General features: G+C 57.3%; 19 protein-coding genes and 1 other annotated feature. Of the genes, 6 read left to right on the plus strand and 13 right to left on the minus strand.

Annotated elements, in window-relative coordinates; all coding sequences use genetic code 11:
* Positions 1–14 precede the first annotated feature (14 nt).
* The 6 genes from rpsG to H8695_RS03445 all read right to left on the minus strand — a co-directional run bounded on the left by rpsG (position 15) and on the right by H8695_RS03445 (position 9,395).
* Complete coding sequence (gene rpsG, locus H8695_RS03420) at positions 15–485, minus strand: 30S ribosomal protein S7 (protein ID WP_249299470.1); 471 nt, start codon at positions 483–485, stop codon at positions 15–17.
* Positions 486–646: 161 nt separating this feature from the next.
* Positions 647–1,069, minus strand: coding sequence for a 30S ribosomal protein S12 (gene rpsL / locus H8695_RS03425; RefSeq protein ID WP_249299471.1), 423 nt, complete (start codon positions 1,067–1,069; stop codon positions 647–649).
* 63 nt (positions 1,070–1,132) lie between these two features.
* Positions 1,133–1,378: a ribosomal L7Ae/L30e/S12e/Gadd45 family protein gene (locus H8695_RS03430; RefSeq protein WP_249299472.1), complete on the minus strand. Its 246-nt coding sequence runs from the start codon at positions 1,376–1,378 to the stop codon at positions 1,133–1,135.
* A 45-nt stretch (positions 1,379–1,423) separates the two neighbouring features.
* Positions 1,424–4,963 carry a DNA-directed RNA polymerase subunit beta' gene (gene rpoC / locus H8695_RS03435; RefSeq protein WP_249299473.1) on the minus strand — a complete coding sequence of 1,180 codons (3,540 nt, stop codon included), beginning with the start codon at positions 4,961–4,963 and terminating at the stop codon, positions 1,424–1,426.
* 17 nt (positions 4,964–4,980) lie between these two features.
* Positions 4,981–8,691 (minus strand): DNA-directed RNA polymerase subunit beta, encoded by a 3,711-nt coding sequence (rpoB, locus tag H8695_RS03440; RefSeq protein ID WP_249299474.1) that lies wholly within the window; start codon positions 8,689–8,691, stop codon positions 4,981–4,983.
* Positions 8,692–8,996: 305 nt separating this feature from the next.
* Positions 8,997–9,395: an RrF2 family transcriptional regulator gene (locus tag H8695_RS03445; protein ID WP_249299475.1), complete on the minus strand. Its 399-nt coding sequence runs from the start codon at positions 9,393–9,395 to the stop codon at positions 8,997–8,999.
* 289 nt (positions 9,396–9,684) lie between these two features.
* Between H8695_RS03445 and murC the strand changes: the two genes are divergently transcribed.
* Both murC and ftsH read left to right on the plus strand, forming a co-directional pair.
* Positions 9,685–11,055: a UDP-N-acetylmuramate--L-alanine ligase gene (murC, locus tag H8695_RS03450; RefSeq protein ID WP_249299476.1), complete on the plus strand. Its 1,371-nt coding sequence runs from the start codon at positions 9,685–9,687 to the stop codon at positions 11,053–11,055.
* Positions 11,056–11,121: 66 nt separating this feature from the next.
* Positions 11,122–12,957, plus strand: coding sequence for an ATP-dependent zinc metalloprotease FtsH (ftsH, locus tag H8695_RS03455; RefSeq protein WP_249299477.1), 1,836 nt, complete (start codon positions 11,122–11,124; stop codon positions 12,955–12,957).
* Positions 12,958–13,003: 46 nt separating this feature from the next.
* Here the strand turns inward: ftsH and H8695_RS03460 are convergent, their stop codons facing one another.
* From H8695_RS03460 to H8695_RS03475, 4 genes are all read right to left on the minus strand, one after another.
* Entirely contained in the window at positions 13,004–13,387 is a 384-nt protein-coding gene (locus H8695_RS03460) for a GNAT family N-acetyltransferase (protein ID WP_249299478.1), read from the minus strand.
* 49 nt (positions 13,388–13,436) lie between these two features.
* A complete protein-coding gene (locus tag H8695_RS03465) occupies positions 13,437–14,606 on the minus strand; it encodes an iron-containing alcohol dehydrogenase (RefSeq protein WP_249299479.1) in 1,170 nt (389 codons plus the stop codon).
* 43 nt (positions 14,607–14,649) lie between these two features.
* The gene (locus H8695_RS03470) at positions 14,650–15,840 is read right to left on the minus strand and encodes a coenzyme F420-0:L-glutamate ligase (RefSeq protein WP_249299480.1); all 1,191 of its coding nucleotides are present in this window, start codon (positions 15,838–15,840) and stop codon (positions 14,650–14,652) included.
* Positions 15,841–15,909: 69 nt separating this feature from the next.
* A complete protein-coding gene (locus tag H8695_RS03475; protein WP_249299481.1) occupies positions 15,910–16,782 on the minus strand; it encodes a helix-hairpin-helix domain-containing protein in 873 nt (290 codons plus the stop codon).
* A 127-nt stretch (positions 16,783–16,909) separates the two neighbouring features.
* On the opposite strand from H8695_RS03475, the gene H8695_RS03480 reads away from it, so the two are divergent.
* From H8695_RS03480 to H8695_RS03495, 4 genes are all read left to right on the plus strand, one after another.
* Entirely contained in the window at positions 16,910–18,262 is a 1,353-nt protein-coding gene (locus H8695_RS03480; protein ID WP_249299482.1) for a D-alanyl-D-alanine carboxypeptidase family protein, read from the plus strand.
* A 172-nt stretch (positions 18,263–18,434) separates the two neighbouring features.
* Positions 18,435–18,830, plus strand: coding sequence for a Fur family transcriptional regulator (locus tag H8695_RS03485; RefSeq protein ID WP_249299483.1), 396 nt, complete (start codon positions 18,435–18,437; stop codon positions 18,828–18,830).
* A gap of 66 nt (positions 18,831–18,896) precedes the next feature.
* A complete protein-coding gene (locus tag H8695_RS03490; protein WP_249299484.1) occupies positions 18,897–19,541 on the plus strand; it encodes a rubredoxin-like domain-containing protein in 645 nt (214 codons plus the stop codon).
* The gene (locus tag H8695_RS03495; RefSeq protein ID WP_249299485.1) at positions 19,538–20,050 is read left to right on the plus strand and encodes a 4Fe-4S binding protein; all 513 of its coding nucleotides are present in this window, start codon (positions 19,538–19,540) and stop codon (positions 20,048–20,050) included. Before H8695_RS03490 ends, H8695_RS03495 begins: the two co-directional genes overlap by 4 nt.
* Positions 20,051–20,200: 150 nt before the next feature.
* Here H8695_RS03495 and rplL read toward each other — a convergent pair whose 3' ends face one another.
* From rplL to H8695_RS03510, 3 genes are all read right to left on the minus strand, one after another.
* Positions 20,201–20,575, minus strand: coding sequence for a 50S ribosomal protein L7/L12 (rplL, locus tag H8695_RS03500; protein ID WP_249299486.1), 375 nt, complete (start codon positions 20,573–20,575; stop codon positions 20,201–20,203).
* Positions 20,576–20,611: 36 nt separating this feature from the next.
* Entirely contained in the window at positions 20,612–21,190 is a 579-nt protein-coding gene (rplJ, locus tag H8695_RS03505) for a 50S ribosomal protein L10 (RefSeq protein WP_249299487.1), read from the minus strand.
* 43 nt (positions 21,191–21,233) lie between these two features.
* Positions 21,234–21,369: a sequence feature (ribosomal protein L10 leader region), on the minus strand.
* Positions 21,370–21,391: 22 nt separating this feature from the next.
* Positions 21,392–22,810, minus strand: a complete 1,419-nt coding sequence (locus H8695_RS03510; RefSeq protein ID WP_249299488.1) for an MATE family efflux transporter — start codon at positions 22,808–22,810, stop codon at positions 21,392–21,394.
* Positions 22,811–22,998 lie beyond the last annotated feature (188 nt).

Here is a 22,998-nt window from a genome sequence, read left to right on the forward strand (position 1 = left end):
TCCTTTTGGCCCGTTTACCATCTGTAATGCGCAAAAGCCTTGTTCGACTCGGCCATCTTGTGGGTGTCTTCTTTCTTCTTGAAAGCGCCGCCCGCTCCATTGATGGCATCCAGAATCTCGCCGGCCAGTCTCTCGGACATCGTGCGCTCGCCTCTTGCGCGGGAATAGGTGGTCATCCAGCGAAGACCCAAAGTCTGTCTTCTCTCCGGTCTGACCTCCATCGGCACCTGGTAGGTGGCGCCGCCAACACGGCGGGCTTTGACTTCGAGAACAGGCATAATGGCTTCCATCGCCTGCTCAAAGACCTCCAGCGGATCTTTGCCGGTTTTCTCTTTGACAATGTCGAACGCCTCATAGACAATCTTCTGAGCGACGCCCTTCTTGCCGTCGAGCATGATGTTGTTGATGAGCCGTGTCACAAGCTTCGACCCGTACAGCGGATCCGGCAGCACGTCTCTTCTCGGAACAGAACCTCTTCTAGGCATGTCTCTTCCCTCCTTCATAAAGTCTGAACTCATAGGTACTCGAAAGCCTGTACGCTTCCGTTTTGCCCTTTGCACGAGGCTCTTCCGAATCTATCGGAAACTCCTCAGCAAAGCGCGTTGCTTTGCCGAACAAGTATCAGCAAATCAAATGTTTCGCAGTCTTACTTCGCCGCGCCGGCTTTCGGGCGCTTCGCGCCGTACTTGGAGCGGGCCTGCATTCTGCCGCTCACGCCCTGGGTATCCAGAGTGCCGCGGATGATGTGGTAACGCACACCAGGCAGATCCTTGACTCTTCCGCCGCGGATGAGAACCACACTGTGCTCCTGCAGATTGTGACCGACGCCCGGAATGTAGGCCGAGACCTCGATTCCATTTGACAGACGAACACGGGCCACTTTACGAAGCGCGGAGTTCGGCTTTTTCGGGGTCATGGTCTTGACAACCGTGCACACGCCTCTCTTCTGGGGGGCGGAGCGATCGGTCTGCTGTTTCTTCAGGGTGTTGAGCCCTTTCTGAAGCGCAGGCGCAGTGGACTTTTTCGCATGGGTCTCTCTGCCTTTGCTGACCAACTGATTGAGTGTCATTTTTTTCCTCCTCTCTTATTGTTTGTTTTCTATGCTACCGCAAAGCGGTTTGCACCTTTCTAATCAGCCCTTGAGCAGCGCGACGACGGCCGCCCCGACCTCAATGCCGCAGGCGTGGCCCAAATCGCGCATGGAATCTGCGAACTCGACCGGAATCCCGGCCGAGCCGCAGGCTTCAATGATCGGTCCCGTCATGTGCTCATCAGCGTCTTTCGCCACAATCACAAGCCGGGCCGTATTCTCTTTTATGGCTCTTTTCGTCTGCTTAATGCCAACTACTTTATCAGACGACTGTACTTCAGATAACATGGATTTCTCCTGCATTCACAGACTTGAATAGTATATCACCAGTGATTATTTGTTGTCAAGATAAGCGTACTGGGAGCCGGCGACTTCGATGTCGACGTCGCGGTAGCGCTGCATTCCCGTTCCGGCCGGAACCAGCTTGCCGATGATGACGTTCTCCTTGAGACCGAGCAGCGGATCGACCTTGCCCTTGATTGCAGCGTCGGTCAGCACGCGCGTCGTCTCCTGGAAAGACGCAGCCGACAGGAACGAATCGGTGGCGAGCGACGCCTTTGTGATGCCCTGCAGCACATCGGTCGCAACGGCCTCACGCAGACCCTCCTCGCCTGCCTCCATGCGGCGGCGGATGTCGGCGTTGATCTCCTCAAACTCGATCTTGTCGCACAGCGTGTTGAGCAGCAGATCTGTGCTGCCGTAGTCCTCGATGCGGACCTTTCTCATCATCTGGCGGACAATGACCTCGATGTGGCGGTCGTTGATGTCAACACCCTGAATGCGGTAGACGCGCTGAACCTCCTGAATCAGGTAGTTCTGCACGGCGAGGCTGCCCTTGACGGCCATGATGTCGTGCGGGTTGATGGCTCCCTCTGTGATCGGATCGCCCGCCTCGATGACATCACCCTCGGCAACTTTCAGACGTGCGCCGTAGGGAATGACATACTCCTTGCGGTCGCCGGCCTGATCGTCGGTGACAATGACCTTGCGCATCTTTTTCTCCTCGGCGAGCTCAATCTTGCCGCCGATCTGAGAGATGATGGCCTGGTGCTTCGGCTTTCTCGCCTCGAAGAGCTCCTCGACGCGGGGAAGACCCTGTGTGATATCGTCGCCGGCGACGCCGCCGGTGTGGAACGTTCTCATGGTGAGCTGGGTGCCGGGCTCGCCGATGGACTGGGCGGCAATGATGCCGACCGCTTCGCCGACATTGACAAGCACGCCGTGCGCGAGGTTGCTGCCGTAGCACTTGGCGCAGACGCCGTGTTTGGCCTTACAGGTGAGCACCGAGCGGATGAGCACCTTTTTGATACCCGCCGCAATGACGTTTTTCGCATCCTGCTCATCCATGAGCTTGTCGGTGTCGACAATGACCTCGCCCGTCTCAGGATGGACGATCGGCACAGCCGGGAACCGTCCCAGCAGACGGTCGGACAGCGGCTCGATGAGCTCGTTGCCGTCCTTGATGTCGGTGACCCAGATGCCCTCCTCGGTGCCGCAGTCCTCCGAGCGGATGATGACGTCCTGCGCGACGTCAACAAGGCGGCGGGTCAGATAGCCCGAGTCTGCGGTACGCAGCGCCGTGTCGGCAAGGCCCTTTCTCGCACCTCTCGAGGAGATGAAGTACTCGAGCACCGACAGGCCCTCGCGGAAGTTCGCGCGGATCGGAATCTCAATGGTGCGCCCGGAAGTGTTCGCCATCAGGCCGCGCATGCCGGTGAGCTGGCGGATCTGGCTGATGCTTCCGCGGGCGCCGGAGTTGGCCATCATGAAAATCGGGTTGAAGCGGTCAAAGTTCTCGGTCAGCGCATCGGTGACTTTCTTGGTGGTCTCATTCCAGGTGTCGATGACGAGATGATAGCGCTCGTCCTCGCTGATGATGCCGCGCTTGAACTGCTTGGTGATCTCATCGACCTGCTGCTCTGCCTCGGCAATCAGCTGCGCTTTCTGCGGCGGGATGACCATGTCGGACACCGAGATGGTGATGGCGCCCTTGGTTGAGTACTTGAAGCCCATCGCCTTGATCTGGTCGAGAAGCGTCGCCGTCTCGTTGAAACCGTGTACGCGGATGGAGCGGTCAATGATCTTGCCAAGCGCTTTCTTGTCCGTGGTAAAGGTGACCTCGAGATCAAACAGGTTGTCGGGATTTGTGCGGTCCACAAAGCCGAGATCCTGCGGAATCGGCTCGTTGAAAATCAGCTGGCCGACGGTGCAGTCAATGATCTTGCGCACCGGTCTGCCGTCAATCTCCTTGGTCATGCGAACCTTGACCGGCGCGTGGAGACCCACTTCGCCGTTGTCGTATGCGAGCCGCGCCTCGGCGGGACTCGAGAAGATCATGCCCTCGCCCTTTTCCCCCGGACGGATGATGGTCAGATAGTAGGAGCCGAGGATCATATCCTGCGTCGGCACTGTGACCGGGTGGCCGTCCTGCGGCTTTAAGAGATTGTTCGCGGACAACATGAGGAATCTCGCCTCGGCCTGCGCCTCGGCGGAGAGCGGAACGTGAACTGCCATCTGGTCGCCGTCGAAGTCGGCGTTGTAGGCGGTGCACACGAGCGGATGCAGCTTGATGGCGCGGCCGTCGACCAGCACCGGCTCAAAGGCCTGAATGCCGAGGCGGTGCAGCGTCGGAGCGCGGTTGAGAAGCACCGGGTGCTCCTTGATGACGACCTCGAGCGCATCCCACACCTCTTCGCGCAGGCGCTCGACCATCTTCTTTGCGGACTTGATGTTGGAGGCGAGGCCGTCCTCGACAAGCTTCTTCATGACAAAGGGCTTGAACAGCTCGATGGCCATCTCCTTCGGCAGACCGCACTGGTAGATCTTGAGCTCCGGCCCGACCACGATGACCGAACGGCCCGAGTAGTCGACGCGCTTGCCGAGCAGGTTCTGACGGAAGCGGCCCTGCTTGCCCTTGAGCATGTCGGACAGGGACTTGAGCGGGCGGTTGTTCGGGCCCGTGACCGGGCGGCCGCGGCGGCCGTTGTCAATCAGGGCGTCGACCGCCTCCTGGAGCATTCTCTTCTCGTTGCGCACGATGATGTCGGGCGCGCCGAGCTCGAGAAGACGCTTTAAGCGGTTGTTGCGGTTGATGACCCGGCGGTACAGGTCATTTAAGTCGGAGGTCGCGAAGCGGCCGCCGTCGAGCTGGACCATCGGGCGGATCTCCGGCGGAATGACCGGGATCACATCAAGAATCATCCACTCTGGCCGGTTGTGCGAGAGGCGGAAGCTCTCCACCACCTCGAGGCGCTTGATGATGCGCGCGCGCTTCTGGCCGGTCGCGTCGTCCAGTTCGTCCTTGAGCTCCTGGGAGAGCTTGTCGAGATCAATCTCGGCGAGCAGCTCCTTGATGGCCTCGGCGCCCATCTCGGCGCGGAACTCATCCTCATATTTCTCATAGAAATCGCGGTACTCACGCTCGGTGAGCACCTGCTTCTTTGTCAGGGGCGTGGGGCCCGGGTCGAGCACAATGTAGGACGCAAAGTAGAGCACCTTTTCGAGAACTCTCGGCGAGATGTCGAGAATCAGGCCCATGCGCGAGGGAATTCCCTTGAAGTACCAGATGTGGCTCACCGGAGCCGCGAGCTCGATATGGCCCATACGCTCGCGGCGCACTTTCGCGCGGGTGACCTCGACGCCGCAGCGGTCGCAGATCTTGCCCTTATAGCGGATTCTCTTGTACTTGCCGCAGTGGCACTCCCAGTCCTTGGTCGGTCCAAAGATGCGCTCGCAGAACAGGCCGTCGCGCTCCGGTTTTAAGGTTCTATAGTTGATGGTCTCAGGCTTTTTGACCTCGCCGTGGGACCATTCGAGTATTTTTTCGGGTGATGCCAAACCGATCTTAATGCTCTCAAATGTGTTAAATTCCATCTCTGCAATCCCCCTTCTTATTCAAAATCCTCTTCTTGCTCGTAGACCTCCGCGGCGGACTCCTCCTCTTCAAAGAGAAGATCCTGCGCGAAGTCGGACTCCTCGGTGTCCTCCGCCTCCGCGATGTCAAAGCCGTCTTCGATCTCAGAGCTGACAACGACATCCTCTCCGATGTCCTCCGTCGGCGCGACGGCAAATCCGATCTCCTCCATGTCGTCGTCAATCGACTCCTTGAGTTCGATCTCGTTGTTGTCGCTGTCGAGCACTTTCATGTCAAGACCCAGGGACTGCAGCTCCTTGATGAGCACCTTGAAAGACTCCGGAATGCCGGGCTTCGGTACGTTCTGCCCTTTCACAATCGCCTCATACGTCTTCACGCGGCCGACCACGTCGTCCGACTTGACGGTGAGAATCTCCTGCAGCGTGTAGGCAGCGCCGTAAGCCTCAAGGGCCCAGACCTCCATCTCGCCGAAGCGCTGGCCGCCGAACTGCGCCTTGCCACCGAGCGGCTGCTGTGTAACCAGCGAGTAGGGACCGGTCGAGCGGGCGTGAATCTTGTCGTCAACCAGATGGTGGAGCTTGAGATAGTACATATAACCGACGGTGACGGGATTGTCAAACTCCTCGCCGGTGCGTCCATCGTAGAGAATGGTCTTGCCGTCGGCTCTCATGCCGGCCTTTTCAATGCACTCGGCGATGTCGTCGTCGTTCGCGCCGTCGAAGACCTGGGTCATGATCTTCCAGCCCAGCTTCTTTGCGGCCATGCCGAGGTGGACCTCCAGCACCTGCCCGATGTTCATTCGGGACGGGACGCCGAGGGGGTTGAGCACAATGTCAAGCGGAGTTCCGTCGGGCATGAAAGGCATATCCTCCTGCGGGAGAATCCGCGAGACGACGCCCTTGTTGCCGTGGCGGCCGGCCATTTTGTCGCCGACGGAGATCTTTCTCTTCTGCGCGATGTAGCAGCGCACCACCATGTTGATGCCCGGCGACATCTCATCGCCGTTCTGGCGGGTGAAGACCTTGACGTCGACAATGATGCCGCTCTCACCGTGCGGAACGCGCAGCGAGGTGTCGCGCACCTCACGGGCCTTTTCGCCGAAGATGGCGCGCAGCAGGCGCTCCTCGGCGGTCAGCTCGGTCTCGCCTTTCGGGGTGACCTTGCCGACGAGAATGTCGCCCGAGCGAACCTCGGCGCCGACGCGGATGATGCCGCGCTCGTCAAGGTCCTTGAGCGCGTCCTCGCCGACGTTTGGAATCTCTCTTGTGATCTCCTCCGGTCCGAGCTTGGTGTCGCGGGCCTCGGTCTCATACTCCTCAATGTGAATCGAGGTGAACAGATCGTCGCGCACAAGACGCTCGTTGATCAAAACGGCGTCCTCGTAGTTGTAGCCCTCCCAGGTCATAAAGCCGATGAGCATGTTGCGCCCAAGGGCAATTTCACCGTTGTCCGTCGAGGGGCCATCGGCGATGACCTCGCCTTTTTCCACTCTCTGACCATTGTTGACAATGGCACGCTGGTTGATACAGGTACCCTGGTTGGAGCGCAGGAATTTGATCAGGTGGTAGCGGTCGGTCTCGCCGTTGTCGCCGCGGATGACAATCTCATTCGCCGCGACACTCTCCACGATACCCGCCTGCTTTGCCACCGTGACAACTCCCGAGTCGACGGCCGCCTTGTACTCCATACCGGTGCCGACAATCGGCGACTCGGTGCGCAGCAGCGGCACAGCCTGGCGCTGCATGTTCGAGCCCATCAGCGCGCGGTTCGCGTCGTCGTTCTCAAGGAAGGGAATCATCGCGGTCGCGACCGAGACGACCATCTTCGGCGACACGTCCATATAGTCGATCTGCTCACGCTCGATTTCGAGGATCTCATCGCGGTAACGCGCGGCGACCTTTCTGTTTTTGAATTTGTTGTTCTCGTCGAGCGGCTCGGATGCCTGCGCGACGATGAAATCGTCCTCCATATCGGCGGTCATGTAGGTGATCTCGTTTGTCACGACGCCGGTCTCCTTGTCCACGCGACGGTAGGGGGCCTCAATGAAGCCGTACTCGTTGATGCGCGCAAAGGAGGACAGATAGGAAATCAGGCCGATGTTCGGTCCCTCAGGAGTCTCAATCGGGCACATTCTGCCGTAGTGGCTGTGGTGCACGTCGCGAACCTCAAATCCGGCACGGTCACGCGAGAGGCCGCCGGGACCGAGCGCCGAGAGTCTTCTCTTGTGGGTCAGCTCCGCGAGGGGGTTCGTCTGATCCATGAACTGCGAAAGCGGCGAGGAGCCGAAAAACTCCTTGATGGCTGCGACGACCGGGCGGATGTTGATCAGCGCCTGCGGCGTCACAATGTCGAGATCCTGAATGGTCATTCTCTCGCGGATGACGCGCTCCATACGGGCAAGGCCGATGCGGAACTGGTTCTGCAGCAGCTCGCCGACCGAGCGGATGCGGCGGTTGCCGAGATGGTCGATGTCGTCGTCGGTACCAATGTCGGAAGCGAGACAGTTGAGATAGTTGATCGACGCATAGATGTCGTCGACGGTGATGTGCTTGGGAATCAGATCGTCGTTTCTCTCACGCAGGGTCTTCTTGAGCTCCTGCTCATCTTTCGCGCTCTCCATGATCTCGCGCAGAACGTCGAATTTGACTCTCTCACGGATACCCGCCTCATGCGGGTCAAAGGGCAGGAACTTTGCCGCGTCTACCATGCCGTTGGAGAAGACCTTGACAATTCGATCTTCCACTTTGAGATACACGGTCGACACGCCGGAGTCCTGAATGGCAAAAGCTTTCTGCTTGCTGAGCACCTCGCCCTCCTCGGCGAGAATCTCACCGGTCATGGGACTGACAACCGGCTGGGCAAGCTGCTTGCCCATGATGCGCGAGCCGAGCGCGAGCTTCTTGTTGTATTTGTAGCGGCCGACCTTTGAGAGGTCATAGCGGCGCACATCGAAGAACATGTTGTGGAACAGCGTCTGCGCGCTGTCGAGTGTTGGCGGCTCGCCCGGACGCAGCTTTTTGTAGATCTCGATGAGCGCGTCCTCCGTGTTCTTGGTCGGATCTTTTTCAATGGTGGCGCCGATGCGCTCATCTTCGCCGAAGATCTCGAGAATCTCCTCGTCGCTGCCCGCGCCGAGCGCGCGGATAAGAGTGGTCACAGGCGTTTTGCGGTTTTTGTCGATGCGCACATAGAAGACGTTGTTGGCGTCGGTCTCGTACTCGAGCCAGGCGCCGCGATTCGGGATAACCGTGGTGTCAAACAGCCGCGTTCCCGTCTTATCCATTTTAATGCCGTAGTAGATGCCGGGCGAGCGCACGAGCTGCGAGACGATGACGCGCTCCGCGCCGTTGATCACAAAGGTGCCGCTGTCGGTCATCAGCGGGAAATCGCCCATGAAGATCTCCTGCTCTTTGACCTCGCCCGTCTCCTTGTTGACCAGGCGCACACGCACTTTCAGCGGCGCCGCATAAGTGGCGTCGCGCTCCTTGCACTCCTCGACGTTGTATTTGCTCTTCTCTTCGAGATTGTAGTCAATAAAATCGAGTACCAGATTGCCCGTGTAATCGGTGATGGACGATACGTCGTTGAAAACTTCCCGGAGCCCCTCCTCCAAAAACCACCGGTAGGACTTCTTCTGGACCTCGAGCAGATTCGGCATCTCCAAAATCTCGTCGATCTTTGAAAAACTCATCCGGGTGTTATTGCCAAGTCTTACGGGCTTCACCATTAAACAATCACTCCATCTTCATTTTTTTTGCTCCCGCAGAGCCTGCCGCCCTCAGGCGGCGAAACGAAGTTGTTCAATAGGTTCCAAGAATAGAATGTCCTTGGCGTTATTGTACAACAATCTCATGAAAAATTTATAAACTTTGCATCTTGACACCGTGCATTCCTAAAAAAAGGCGCAAAGGTATCCATTATGACTAGTGTAATATGATACCATATAGCACCAGGCATGTCAACATTTCGGCAAAAGAAAAAAAGAGAATCGCTTCTCTTTTTCCATGGTTTCTATTTTTCACAGTGAGTTTCTCAGTCGACGTCGGCAAAGGTGACTTCGGACAGGCGCCCCGCTATGTCGGCGGAGAGCTGCTCAAAGAAAATGTGAAACGGGCAGCAGTTCTTATCGTCCATACGGGTGCAGTCGAAATCAGCGCGCAGGCACTTGTTGATTTCAATCGGGCCGTCAATCAGTGTGATCACATCGTGAAGCGTTATCTCATTGGCCGGCTTCTGCAGCATATAGCCGCCGCTTGCCCCCTTAAACGATTTGATGTACCCTGCCTGGGTGAGCTTTCTCAGGATTTTCAGAGAAAACCGCGTCGTGACGCCAATCGCCTCCGAAATGCTCTTCGCGTCGCTCTTCTTTCCGTCGCGCGACAGAAAGTAGATGATGCGCACCGCATAATCGGCTTCCTGTGTAATCCTCATTTTTTCGCCTCCGAATTTCGACTGTTTGCTTTTATAGTATAAGCGGATTGCACCCGTCTGTCAAATCCGATTTTGCCCTCTCCATTCGGTTGAAAAATCGGCCCCGGATACGGTGGCCCGGCATTTCTGTACGGCTTTTTTCACAGAAAATGATCTGGAATGAGGGAGCTTTTTGCGGCCATTGTGTCGCTATTTTTTAAAACCCTATTTATATCTGGCGCAAAATCTCATATAATAGTAGACAAATGCGGCGCCAACGCGCGGCATCACTTTATTGGGAGTGTTTTTCATGAGCAATCACACAGACTGTGACTTTACAAAAATACATAGCATCCACTTTGCCGGCATCGGCGGCGTCAGCATGAGTGCGCTGGCGGAGATCATGCTCCACCGCGGCTACACCGTCACCGGCAGCGATATAAACGACAGCGAGACGGTGGCCCATCTGCGCGAGAGGGGCGCCAAGGTCGCCATCGGCCACCGGGCCGAAAATGTTGCCGGCGCAGATCTCTTTGTCTATACCGCAGCCATCAAAAAGGAAAATCCGGAGTATGTCTACGCCGAGGAGCACGGCATTCCCATTATGGAGCGCGCGGTCTTTCTCGGCGCGATCATGCGCGACTATGCCTGCCCCATCGGCGTCGCGGGTACCCATGGCAAGACGACCACCACTTCCATGCTCTCTCAGATTCTGCTCGGTGCAGGGCTCGACCCCACCGTTCTCGTCGGCGGGACGCTTCCGCTCATCGGCGGCAACTACCACATCGGCTCCCATGAGCTGATGGTCTTTGAGGCCTGCGAGTATGTCGACAGCTTTCTCAACTTCTGTCCCAAGGTGGCAATCGTTCTCAATGTTGAGGCCGACCACCTCGACTACTTCAAGGATCTTGAGGCGATCAAGACGTCGTTTGCCAAATTTGAGTCGCTCTGTGGGCCCGATGGAACCGTTATTGTCAATGCCGACGACCCCAACGCGCTTGAGACGACAAAGGGCTACTGTGGCCGTGTCATCACCTTTTCCACCACCGATCCGTCCTGCGATTACTACGCCCACTATGACGGCCTCAAACGCGGCTTTCCCGAGTTCCATGTCACCGAGCACGGCGAGCCCCTGGGCGAAGTCATTTTGTCTGTACCGGGGCGGCACAATGTGCTCAATGCCCTTGCCTCCATCGCCGCCGCCCGGCTGCTGAAGCTCGACTTTTCTGTCATCCGGCAGCAGCTTGAGAAATTCACCGGTGCAAATCGCCGCTTTCAGCTCATCGGCAAGCGCAATGAGATCGTGGTGGTGGACGACTATGCCCACCACCCCTCCGAAATCCGCGCAACGCTGCTCGCGGCAAAGAATCTTCACTTTAACCGCATCATCTGCGTCTTTCAGCCGCATACCTACTCGCGCACCCGCGCGCTCTTCGACGACTTTGCCGCCGCTCTGCGCATACCCGATGTCACATTTCTGTGCGACATCTACGCCGCACGCGAGAAGAACACCTACAACATCTCCTCGCAGGACCTCGCCCGAGACATTCCCGGCGCGGTCTACTGCGGTGACTTTGAGACCGCCGCTGCCAATCTGCGGCGCATCGCCTGCCCAGGAGATCTGATTCTCACCATGGGCGCGGGCGACGTTTACAGGGTCGGTCATCTGTTTTTGGACTAACGGGGGCCACCGCGCGCCCCTTGTCGGTGGATAAAATGGGACAGGCTCCCCATTTCAAGGAAAGGAATGAGTAAATTGAAAGAAGTAAAATCTCCCAAGCGCTCCCTGATATACTACTACGTCATCGTTCTGATTGTCATTCTTCTGTTCAATGCCTTTATCTACCCTCTTCTGGTGCATCCTCAGACGGTGGAAGTTGACTATGGAAAGTTTGTCAAAATGATTGAAGCCGGCGAGGTCAAGACGGTGGAACTGCAGGAGCAGCAGATCGTCTTTCTGCCCAAGGATGAAAACGACAAGAACATCTACATAACGAGCGCCATCATGCAGGACTGGCAGATTGTCGACCGCCTGATTGACGCCGATGTGGAGTTCAACAAGATCTATCCGACAGAGATGTCGCCGCTTGCAAGCTTTCTGCTGAGCTGGGTGCTGCCGCTTGTCATTTTCGGGTTCCTCGGGCGGATGCTCTCAAAATCCCTGATGAACAAGATGGGCGGCGGGACCGGCGCCATGCAGTTTGGCAAGAGCAACGCCAAGGTTTACGTTGCCGCTCAGACCGGCAAGACCTTTCAGGATGTCGCCGGACAGGATGAGGCCAAGGAAGCTCTCAGAGAAATCGTCGAGTTTTTACACAATCCCGAAAAGTTTCGCGCCATTGGCGCGAAGCTGCCAAAGGGCGCGCTTCTCGTAGGTCCTCCCGGAACCGGCAAAACGCTTCTCGCGCAAGCCGTGGCCGGCGAGGCGCAGGTTCCTTTCTTCTCAATCTCCGGCTCCGAGTTTGTCGAGATGTTCGTCGGCATGGGCGCTGCGCGTGTGCGCGACCTGTTCAAGCAGGCCTCTGAAAAGGCCCCCTGCATCGTCTTCATTGATGAGATCGACACCATCGGCAAAAAGCGCGACGGCGCTGGCGTAGGCGGAAACGACGAGCGCGAGCAGACCTTAAATCAGCTCCTCACCGAGATGGACGGCTTCGACGCCGGAAAGGGTGTTGTCATCCTCGCCGCCACCAACCGCCCGGAATCGCTCGACCCCGCTCTGCTGCGCCCCGGTCGGTTTGACCGGCGCGTCCCCGTGGAGCTGCCGGATCTCGCGGGCCGCGAGGCCATTTTGAAAGTTCATGCAAAGCGCGTGAGCATGGATGAGAGCATCGACTATAACGCCATCGCCCGCGCCACCTCCGGCGCGTCCGGCGCAGAACTTGCAAACATCATCAACGAAGCTGCGCTCGCCGCAGTCAAAGCCGGGCGGTCCAAGGTCCTCCAGCGCGATCTGGAGGAGGCGGTCGAGACTGTCATCGCGGGCTACCAGAGAAAGAGCGCGGTCATCTCTCCCAGGGAGAAGAAAATTGTCGCCTACCACGAAATCGGCCATGCAATGGTCGCCGCCATGCAGAAGCACTCGGCGCCCGTGCACAAAATCACCATCGTACCGCGCACCTCGGGTGCGCTCGGCTACACCATGCAGGTCGATGAGACCGAGCGTCTGCTCATGAGCCGGCAGGAGGCTTTTGACAAAATCGCCACGCTCACCGGCGGCCGCGCCGCCGAAGAGATCATCTTCGGCAGCTACACCTCCGGGGCGTCAAACGACATCGAACAGGCGACCAAGCTCGCACGCGCCATGGTGGCACGGCTCGGCATGTCCGAGACCTTTGACATGATGGCTCTCGAAACCCAGCAAAACGCCTATCTCGGCGGTGACAGTACGCTCGCCTGTTCCGAGCAGACGGCGGCAAAAGTGGACGCCGAAGTGCTCGCCCTGATCAAGGAAGCCCACAAAAAAGCGACGCAGATCATCGAGGCCAATCTCGATAAAATGCACGAGCTCGCCTCGTATCTTCTCGAGAAAGAGACCATCACCGGCGAGGAGTTTATGGGCATTTTAAACGCGGGCAAATAGCCCGATACCAAACAGAAAGAGGAGCACCCCTTTGGGTGCTCCTCTTCTATGCTCTCCACTCCATGAGAAGCTCCGTGCAGCCCGTGCTCTCGTCCGTCTGCTCCGATTGGATGTGAAAGCCCTCGCGCTCATAAAAGGCAACCGCCCGGCTGTTTTCCCGGTACACCTGAAGCGTCAGGCAGCGGTGCGTGCGCCGGGCGTGGGCGAGAAGCGCGCGGCCGACTCCCCTGCCGCGCGCGTCACGGCGTACAAAGAGCCCCGCAACATACTCGCCGTCAAGGCCGATAAAACCGAGGATCTCGCCTCCCTCTTCCAGGACATGCACCTCTGCCTGCGGCAGCAGCCGCGACACCTCGGCATAGTGATTGCGCCAGTAGTCCGGCGGGACAAAATCGTGCGCCTGCTGATTGGCTTCGAGCCAGATTTGCATGACATTCTCCAGGTCCCGCGGCAAAAAATCCCGAATCACGGCGTAATCCCTACAGCGCCAGGCGATAGATCGCCTCAACGTCTCTCGGCCCCATCGGGAAGAACACGCCCACTTTTTTCTCCTCGCTCACGCCCATGAGCTCCACCATGCGCGGGATGTCCTGCTCCCTTGCGCCGATCTCGCCAAAGGTTGTCGGCATACCGACGCTGCGCAGAAAGGCGACGAACCGGTCGATTCCCTCGAGCGCGGTGCTCATCGGGTCGGCAGTGTTCTCCTCGCAGCCGAACACCCGCGTCGCGAGCTTGACAAAGCGCGCCGTATCCCGGTGGCAAACATAGCGCATCCACGCCGGGAACATCACCGCGAGTCCCGCTCCGTGCGCCACATCATAGAGCGCCGAGAGTTGATGTTCCAGCGCGTGAGAACCCCAGTCCTGCGTTCGGCCGACGCCGCAGGAGTTGTTGTGCGCCACGGTTCCCGCCCACATCAGGTTTGCCTGCGCGTCGTAGTCGGTCGGGTCCCGCAGCACTTTCGGCAGCTCGCTCATCACCGTGAGCAGCACCGCCTCGCAGAGCCGGTCGGTCAGCTCGACATTTTGCGTTGTGGTAAAATAGCGCTCGAGCACATGCGCCATCATATCGGTCGCGCCGCTCGCGCTCTGGTAGGGTGGCAGCGTGAAGCAGAGCTCCGGGTTGAGAACCGCAAAGCGTGGGCGCAGCACCTCACCTCTGCCCCCCTTTTTGACGCCAGTCTTCTCGTTGGTGATGACGGTGTTCGGCGACCCCTCGCTGCCTGCCGCCGGAATGGTCAGCACCACGCCGACCGGCAGGCTGCTTGTGACAATCTTGCCCTTGTAAAAATCGAGAAAGTCACCCTCGTAGACAGCCCCTGCCGCAATGGCCTTGGCCGAGTCGATCACCGAGCCGCCGCCGACCGCCAGAACAAAGTCCACCCGTTCGCGCCGCGCCAGCGCAATCCCCTCATAGACAAGGCCGCTGCGCGGATTCGGCCGCACGCCGCCGAGCTCGCAGACCGAAAGGCCCTGCTCGTGAAGTGCGGCCATGACGCGGTCGTAGAGACCGCTGCGCTTGATGCTGCCGCCGCCGTAATGCAGTAGCACCCGCGAGCCTCCGGACTTTCGCACCAGCTCGCCGGTGCGCCGCTCTTCTCCCCGGCCAAACGCAAACAGCGTCGGGCTGCAAAAAGTAAAATTGTCCATATGTCCTCCCAAAAAGGGGCGGGATTTGCTCCCGCCCCAAAAATCAGTCTGCGTAGTTGTCAAAATAGCCCTGAATGTAGATGATGGGCGTCCCCTTGTCTCCGCTGCCCGAGGTCAGATCGCACAGTGAGCCGATCAGATCGGTCAGCCGGCGCGGTGTCGTACCCTGTGATTCCATCGAGCCTTTGAGATCGCTGCTCTTTTTCTCAATGTAGTGCGAAATCGCGCTTCTGAGCTCCTCGCCCTTGAGATCGGCAAACTGATTGTCCGCCAGGTACTTGAGCTTGAGCTCATTGGGCGTTCCGACCAGACCCTCGGTGTGGCCGGGCGACACCACCGGATCCGCCAGCTCCCAGATCTTGCCGACCGGATCCTTGAATGCGCCGTCGCCATAGACGAGCACTTCAACATGTTTGCCGGTCTTTTCCAACATCATATCGGCCACTTTGTGGGCAAACGCCTCACTGTCACGCGGAAAGAGCTTGACTGTGTGCTCGGTTGCCTTGTTGGAGCCGAGCAGACCGTAGTTTGCATTGTAGCCGCTTCCCTCAAAGGGAGCGCGCAGAATCTCATCGAGGCCAAACACTTTCTCAGCCCCCGCCGACCGGAGCAGACGCTTTGTCCGCTCGCGGGTGTGAATGTCACAGTTGAGCACGTTCTTTGTGTAGTCGAGTATGACGCGCGCGTCGTTCGCCAGCACGATTTCGACCTCCGCCCCCTCCTCACGAATCAGATCACTGTAGTAGGAGACATAGTCGACCCCGGTAAACGGGTGCCGGTTCTCGCCGAAGAGCTCGCGGTAGCGGCTCTCGGTCAGAACATCCGTCCAGGGATTGACCCCTTTCTCGTCGAGAGCGTCGAGATCAATGAGGTGATTGCCCACCTCATCCGACGGAAAGCTCAGCATCAGAACGATTTTGCTCGCGCCGCGTGCGATTCCCCTCAGGCAGATTGCAAACCGGTTGCGGCTGAGTATGGGAAACACAACGCCGAGCGTGCCGCCGCCGAATTTCGCCCTGACGTCACCCGCGATCTGGTCGACCGTCGCGTAGTTTCCCTGGGCTCGCGCAACGACCGCCTCTGTGACGCCGATGACGTCACGGTCCTGAATATCAAAATGCTCCTCTCGGGAAGCTTCGAGTACGGAATCTACAACAATGGCCGCGAGGTCGTCGCCCTCGCGGATGATGGGGGCGCGAATTCCCCTGGAAACTGTGCCTACCGTTCTTGCCATCAGACATACCGCCTTTATCGAAATTTAATCAACAGCTCTTATTGTAAACGATTTTTTCTCTCTTGTAAACTATGAGACCGAGAGATAGGGGCGCATCTTTTCAAGCGTCTTCTCGCCGATGCCCCTGACTTTTACAAGCTGCGAAAGATCGGTAAAGGGCGCGGCTGCCCGGTACTCCACAATGCGCGAGGCGAGAACCTCGCCAATCCCCGGCACCGACATCAACTGCTCCACTGTCGCCGTGTTGACGTTGACCACCCCGGCTGTCTGCCCGACGCTCTGCGTGGGCGCCGTTCTGTCTGCGTCAACCGGTCGATCGTCCAGCAAAATCCAGGGGCGCAGCTTCTCCATGGTCTTCTCGCCGATGCCCTTGACCCGCATCAAATCGTCGGCATAGCGAAAGGACTGCCCCTCCCGGCTCTCCACAATCCGCTGCGCAATGGTTTCGCCAACGCCCGGCAGCAGCATCAGCTGGCTCTTTGAGGCTGTATTGGGATCGAGCTTTACAGGTCCCTGCTGCCCTGTCGGCTGCACCGATGCCTCTGTTGCGGTCGACTGCGCCGGCGCGTCTTCATGCGGAAGCTGAACTTTGATAAGAGAGCGGAATTTTTCCAGTGTCTTCTCCCCGATGCCCTTGACCTGCAGCAGGTCGTCGACGCTGGTAAAGGGCGTGGCTTCACGATACTCGATAATCCGCAGCGCCGTGGTCTCTCCAACTCCCGGCAGAGTCATCAGTTCCTCTTTCGTTGCGGTGTTGAGATCAATGCGGCCGTCCTTGGGCTCTGCATTCGTGTCGATGAGAACCGTTCCAGCCTCTTCGGTCAGCGACTGCGTTGCCCCGACAGCTGCAGTGGGCGCCGGATTGGGAAGTTCGTTGACAAACAGAATTGCCGCCGCGAAGAGCAGCGTGACCAAAACAACAAAAACGGTAAATTTTTTCACGCGATTGCTCCACTCCTTCCTTTTTCTAAGCCGCACTCTATGCTATAATATAGATGATTATCCAGCCGTGCAGATAATTCGACAGATTTTTCCATCCACAGTATAGCACAAAGCGAGGTGATTTTCCATGCACAATGGCAGACGGTTGACCGTTTTTTTCCTTGTTGCGCTTCTTCTGCTCTCCTGCTTTTCCACAGAGGCGACGGCACTTGAGGCTGTTCCGTCGGTGCGTGGGGAAAACATTCTTCTTGTCAACACCAATACCGACCGGGTCGTCTACTCGAAAAATGCCGATGAGAAGATCTACCCCGGTGGAATGGTCAAAATCATGACTGCCATCCTGGTGTTGGAAAACATCCCGGATTTGGATCTCGAGATCACGGTCTACGACAGCGCCCTGCAGGGCATCAGCGGTCTTACCACGGCGGGCCTGAAAAAGGGCGAGGTCATCAGCATTCGCAATCTGCTCTACTGCATGCTCCTGCGCTCGGGGGCAGACGCCTGTAATGTTTTGGCCGAACAAGTCTCCGGCTCCACAGAGGAATTTGTCAAGCTCATGAATCAGAAAGCCGCGCAGATCGGCTGTACAAACACCCAGTACACCAACACCCACGGTCTCGACGACGACCAGCAGTACACCACGGCCGAGGATCTCTACAAAATCGCCCGTTACGCGATGAAGACTCCCGGTTTTATGGAGATCGCCGACACTCAGTACAAGCAGATTCCCAAGACCAATCTGACCGGCACGCGCTACTACTATCACAACAACTATATGATCGTCTCCTCAAGTGCCGCCAAGGTCGACGAATACTACTACCGCTACGCCAACGGCATCCTTTCGGGCAGCACGCCGAACTCCGGCTATTGTGTCATCGCAAGCGCCCAGAAAAACGAGGTCGGCTATGTCTGTATCGTGATGAACTCCGAGCGGGACGCAGAGACCAAACAGCGCTACTCTTTCATTGATGCAAAGGCCCTTTTGGAGTACGCCTATGATAATTACAGCTACGAGTGTATCATCAAGGAAAAAGAGTCGGTCGCCGAGGCGCCGGTCGAACTCGCCAGCACCACCGACACCATTGTCCTGACGGCAAAGGAAAATCTCTACTCTCTCATTCCCTCGGAAATAGAGCCCTCCGATCTCGAGAGAGTGGTCACCCATGAGCAGGACCTGGTCGCTCCCATTGAAAAGGACACACAGCTCGGCGAAGTGGTGTTTCGCTACGACGGCGTCGAATATGGGCGCATGGCTCTTGTCGCCCAGAAGTCGGTGGAACGCAGCACCGTCCTCTACATCATAGACGGCATCGGACGCTTTCTGACCAGCACATGGTTTCGCGTTGGAATCATTGCGCTGGTACTTCTCGTCGTTTTGTATTTTGTGCTGACCATTTACATCAATCGCCGGCGGCGCACACGCCGCATTCGGGCGGCCAAGCGGCGCAGTCGCCAGCGCTACCGCCGGCCGCGCAATTAGCGATTTCCCCGAAGAGCAGCAGAAAGGCCCTGTGAGACCAGTCTCACAGGGCCTTTTTATCGTCGTTTTCCGGGCGCCATTGTACGAGCTCTGCTCCTCCTGCGGCGCCACTCTTGACAATTTCAGAAAAGAGTATAAAATTAGAATGATTCTAAATTTAGGGATGAGCCTTATGACCGGATACGCGCAGAAAATCTATGAGATCGTCAACAACAGCCGCAACCACATGCGGGCCGAACAGGTTTTTCACGAATTGAAAAAGAGCTGTCCGCGCGTCGTGCTCGCCACGGTGTACAACAACCTCAACAAACTTTGCGATGCCGGGCTGATCCGTCGTATTGCCACCGACGGCGAGCCGGACCGATACGACCGCATCAGCAAACACGACCACCTCGTCTGCAAACGCTGCGGCAAGCTCGCCGACATCTGTTTTGACGATTTGACCGCTCATTTGCAAAAGCAGATGGACGGTGCGCTTTTGTCCTATGATCTGCGGGTGTACTATCTGTGTCCGCAGTGCCGGGCGCAGGAGTCCGGCGCCTCCAAAACGCCGGGCGACAAGATCTGATGCCAACCGGATCACCCTGCCGTAGCCGAATACGGCATAAAAATATCTTAGAGAGGAGTTTGCTTTATGAAGTACGTCTGTTCCATCTGCGGATATGTCTACGATGAGGCAAAAGAGAGCGCGCCCTTTTCCGCCCTTGCCGAGTCATGGAAATGCCCGCTGTGCGGTGCCCCCAAATCCATGTTCGCTCCCGAAAAGAAAGAGGAGTCTGTGAAAGCCCCGGTCGTCTCTCTCCCCTTTGACGAGGATATGAGAAAGCTCTCCGCCGGGGAGCTCTCCGCCCTTTGCTCCAACCTTGCGCGCGGCTGTGAGAAGCAGTACAAGCCGGAGCAGTCGCAGCTGTTTCGGCAGCTTGCCGATTACTTTGCCGCGGCAACGCCTGCCGTTGACAATGCCGACATGGCGCTTTTGGCGGAAAAACTGCAAAGCGATCTGAGCGAGGGCTATCCGGCGCTTCGTTCCGCCGCCGTCGAAAACGGTGACCGCGGCACACAGCGCATCTGTGTCTGGGGCGAAAAGGTCACCAACATCCTCCATTCCCTCCTGGCGCGCTATCGCTCTGAGGGCGACGCGCTTCTCGAAGACACTGAGGTCTGGGTCTGTTCGGTGTGCGGTTTTGTCTATGTGGGCGATGTTCCGCCGGAGCTCTGCCCGGTGTGCAAAGTGCCCGATTGGAAATTTGAAAAAATTGAGAGGAGGGCAACCGCATGAAAAAGCTTGCCGTGAGAAATCTGCGTCTATGCACCAAGGATTGTCTGTGCCTGTACGTCTGCCCCACCGGCGCGACCGACACGGAGAACAGCATCATTGACACCGACAAATGTCTGGGCTGTGGAGTCTGTGCCGACGCCTGTCCCAGCGGGGCGATCTCGATGGTTCCGGTGGAGTATCCCCCGCAGCAGAAAAAAGCTGACGGTGTGGTCGCGCACGCCAACCGTCTCGCCCACAGCAAAGCGCAGCAGGAGAAGATCGCTCTGCAGCTGGCGCAGCACGCGCACAGCGACAGCCTCTATCGTCTCATGAGTGCGATTGCGAAATCGGTGCGCCTGGTCAATGAGGACCTCCTGCGCGAGGCCGGATACATGCTGCCTCAGAGTCAGAACACACATACGCTGCTGCGCGAATGGGTTGCCAATCCCCCCTCGCCCGATTTTCCGGCCGACGCGGCGAAAAAGCTTTTGGAACAGCTTGCCTGCAACGAAGAAGCGCTGGTGAAATAACACAGGCTGTCGTGTAGGAAGCCATTTTACGAAACAAAAGAACCCGGGGCAGCGAAAGCAGCCCCGGGTTCTCTATATCTATGAATCGCAATATCTTCAGCCAAACTCGCAAAGCGCCGGTTCCGACTGAAGACAAAGGCAAAGCAACTCTTATTTCAGCTCGACTTTCGCGCCGGCTTCCTCGAGCTTCTTCTTCATGGCCTCGGCATCGTCCTTGCCGACACCCTCTTTGACGGTCTTCGGAGCGCCGTCGACCAGCTCTTTCGCCTCTTTCAGGCCAAGGCCGGTGATCTCGCGCACGATCTTGATGACATTGATCTTGCTGGCGCCGGCTTCCGCAAGCACGACGTCGAAATCGCTCTTCTCCTCAGCAGCCGGGGCAGCGCCGCCAGCGGCAGGAGCGGCAGCAACCGCAACCGGGGCAGCGGAGACGCCGAATTCTTCTTCCAGGGCTTTGACAAGCTCAGCCAGCTCAAGAACTTTCAGTTCTTTGACGGCTTCCATAATCTCAGTAACTTTAGACATGGTAGTACCTCCTATTTACTCTTTCTACTATACTTACTATTCAGCCTCGGCAGGTGCCTCTGCTTCGGCATTCACCGCGGCAGCCTCAGGCGCCTCGGCGCTCGCTGCGACGGGCTCGCCCGCCTCCAGCTTCTCTTTGATCGCGTTGAGCACAACGGCAAGACCAACGATCGGAGAATTGAATCCATACAGAACCTGTGCAACCAGAGTCTCTCTCGAGGGCAGTTTTGCGAGACGATCGATCTCCTCCACGGAGACCACCTTGCCGTCAACGAAGCCCGCCTTCACTTTCAGGCAGTCACCATTTTTGGAAGAGAACTCATGGATGATCTTGGCCGGAGCGATCGGATCCTCCTCGCAGAGAGCAAGAGCCGTCGTACCGTTGAGAACCTCATCGAGTTCATAGCCGAGCTCCTTGGTTGCAAAGCGGGTCAGTGTGTTCTTGACGACCGCATACTCGACGCCGGCTTTTCTGAACTCAGCGCGAAGTTTGGTATCCGCTTCTACCGTAATGCCCTTGTAATCAACAAAGACGCCGGAAGCGGCCTTTTTCATCTTCTCGGTCAGTTCAACAACAGCCTGTTTCTTCTGTTCCAGAATTTTTGCGCTTGGCATACATTTCACCTCCATTGCGAATGAATCTGTCATTCGCCATAACGAGACAAAAGAGAAGCGCTCCTCTGCAGACAGCAAAAGAGCGCCAAACAATCTTGTTTTCAGCATCTCTCCTCGGCAGGCAGAAAAATCTTTTCAGCTTACGCACCTACTGTCTATGGATCAAATGACTTTATTAGTATACCATATCCACATCATTTGTCAATTCTTTTTGCAAAGTTCCTGTTCCCCATGGGCCGGTAAGCCCGCCCGGCCTACACAGCGCCGCAGCCAGCCGCCAAACCGGTAGTAGAGACAAAACAGTACGCTTGTCACAACCCAGCTGATCGGGTAACTCGCAAGGACGGTGGAGAGCTCGGGTCGGATGGGCAGCAGTGTGAAAATCCACACAATTCTCAACACGCACACACCGCCTCCCGTCATGAGCATGGGCATCAGCGCATCTCCGCAGCCGCGTATGGTGCTGGCCAAAATCTCAATGCAGACGTAGGTGACGTAATATGGCACCATCCCAAAGACAATCTGCCGGCCGATTTCAATGACAGTCGCATCATCGGTAAAAATGCCGAGCAGCGGCCCTGACAGGGTGCAGTAGAACAGGCTTGTGACCACCGCCGTTCCCGCAGCGAGACCGAGACCGATTTTTACACTCTCTTTCATCCGGTCGTATTTCCGGGCTCCGAAATTCTGTCCGACAAAGGTTGTCATGGCAATTCCATAGGCGCTCAGAATCATCCAGAAGAAGCCGTCTATCTTTCCGTGCGCCGTCCACGCCGCAACGGTGTCTGTTCCAAAGGAGTTGATACGGGACTGGATGAGTACGTTTGAAATGGCATACATATTTGACTGCAGGCCCGCCGGAAGTCCCACGCGGACAACGCGCCAGAGCATGCCGCGAACCATTCGGAGCTTTTTCGGCACGAGGCGGTAACAGGCATTTGTGTTGCAAAGTGACAGGACGATCAATACGGCGCTGAGTGTCTGAGAGATGATGGTGGCCAGTGCCGCTCCAAACACACCCATGTGAAAACCCGCCACAAAGAGAATGTCCAACACCACATTGGTCAGGCACGCCGCAATGAGGAAGTTGACCGGCCGTCTGGTATCCCCCACGGCCCGCAGAACGCCCGCCCCCATATTGTAGATGAAAGACGGCACCATTCCAAGTAAAATTACCCGAATATAAGTCAGCGCATAGGGCAGCACATCTGCCGGCGTATCCATAGCCCGCAGCGCTGCAGGGGCACAGAGCAGCCCCACCACGCTCAGACCGGCACCACCGATGAGCGCCAAAAGCATAGAGGTATGCACGGCGGAGTCGACCTCCTCATGCTTCCCTGCGCCGTAGATCTGCGCGACAACCACTGTTGTCCCCGAGGAGAGCCCGACGAATAGATTGGTGATGATGCTCACCAGCACACCCGTCGCTCCGCCGACCGCGCCGAGCGCCTGCTTTCCGACAAAGCGGCCGACGATCATGGCGTCGGCTGTGTTGTAGAGCTGTTGAAAGAACGTACCAAACAAAACCGGAAAAAAGAGCGACAGTAGCTGGCGCCAGATGACGCCCTGTGTGATGTCGACTCCCATTCCGGTATCCATGGTCTTTCGTTTGAATTTCATATGTCACGATCCTGTTCACTTCAAATAAAAAACCCACAAAGCTTGAACAATCAGCGTTTGTGGGCTTTTTGGTTGCGAGAGAAGGATTCGAACCCTCACAAGCAGAGTCAGAGTCTACCCTCCGCTTCACAAAAACCCTTGTTTTTCTAAGGAAGAAAGCACTTTAAAAATCGCACTGACATTAATAC

Source organism: Feifania hominis, from assembly GCF_014384765.1.
GTDB lineage: Bacteria > Bacillota > Clostridia > Oscillospirales > Feifaniaceae > Feifania > Feifania hominis.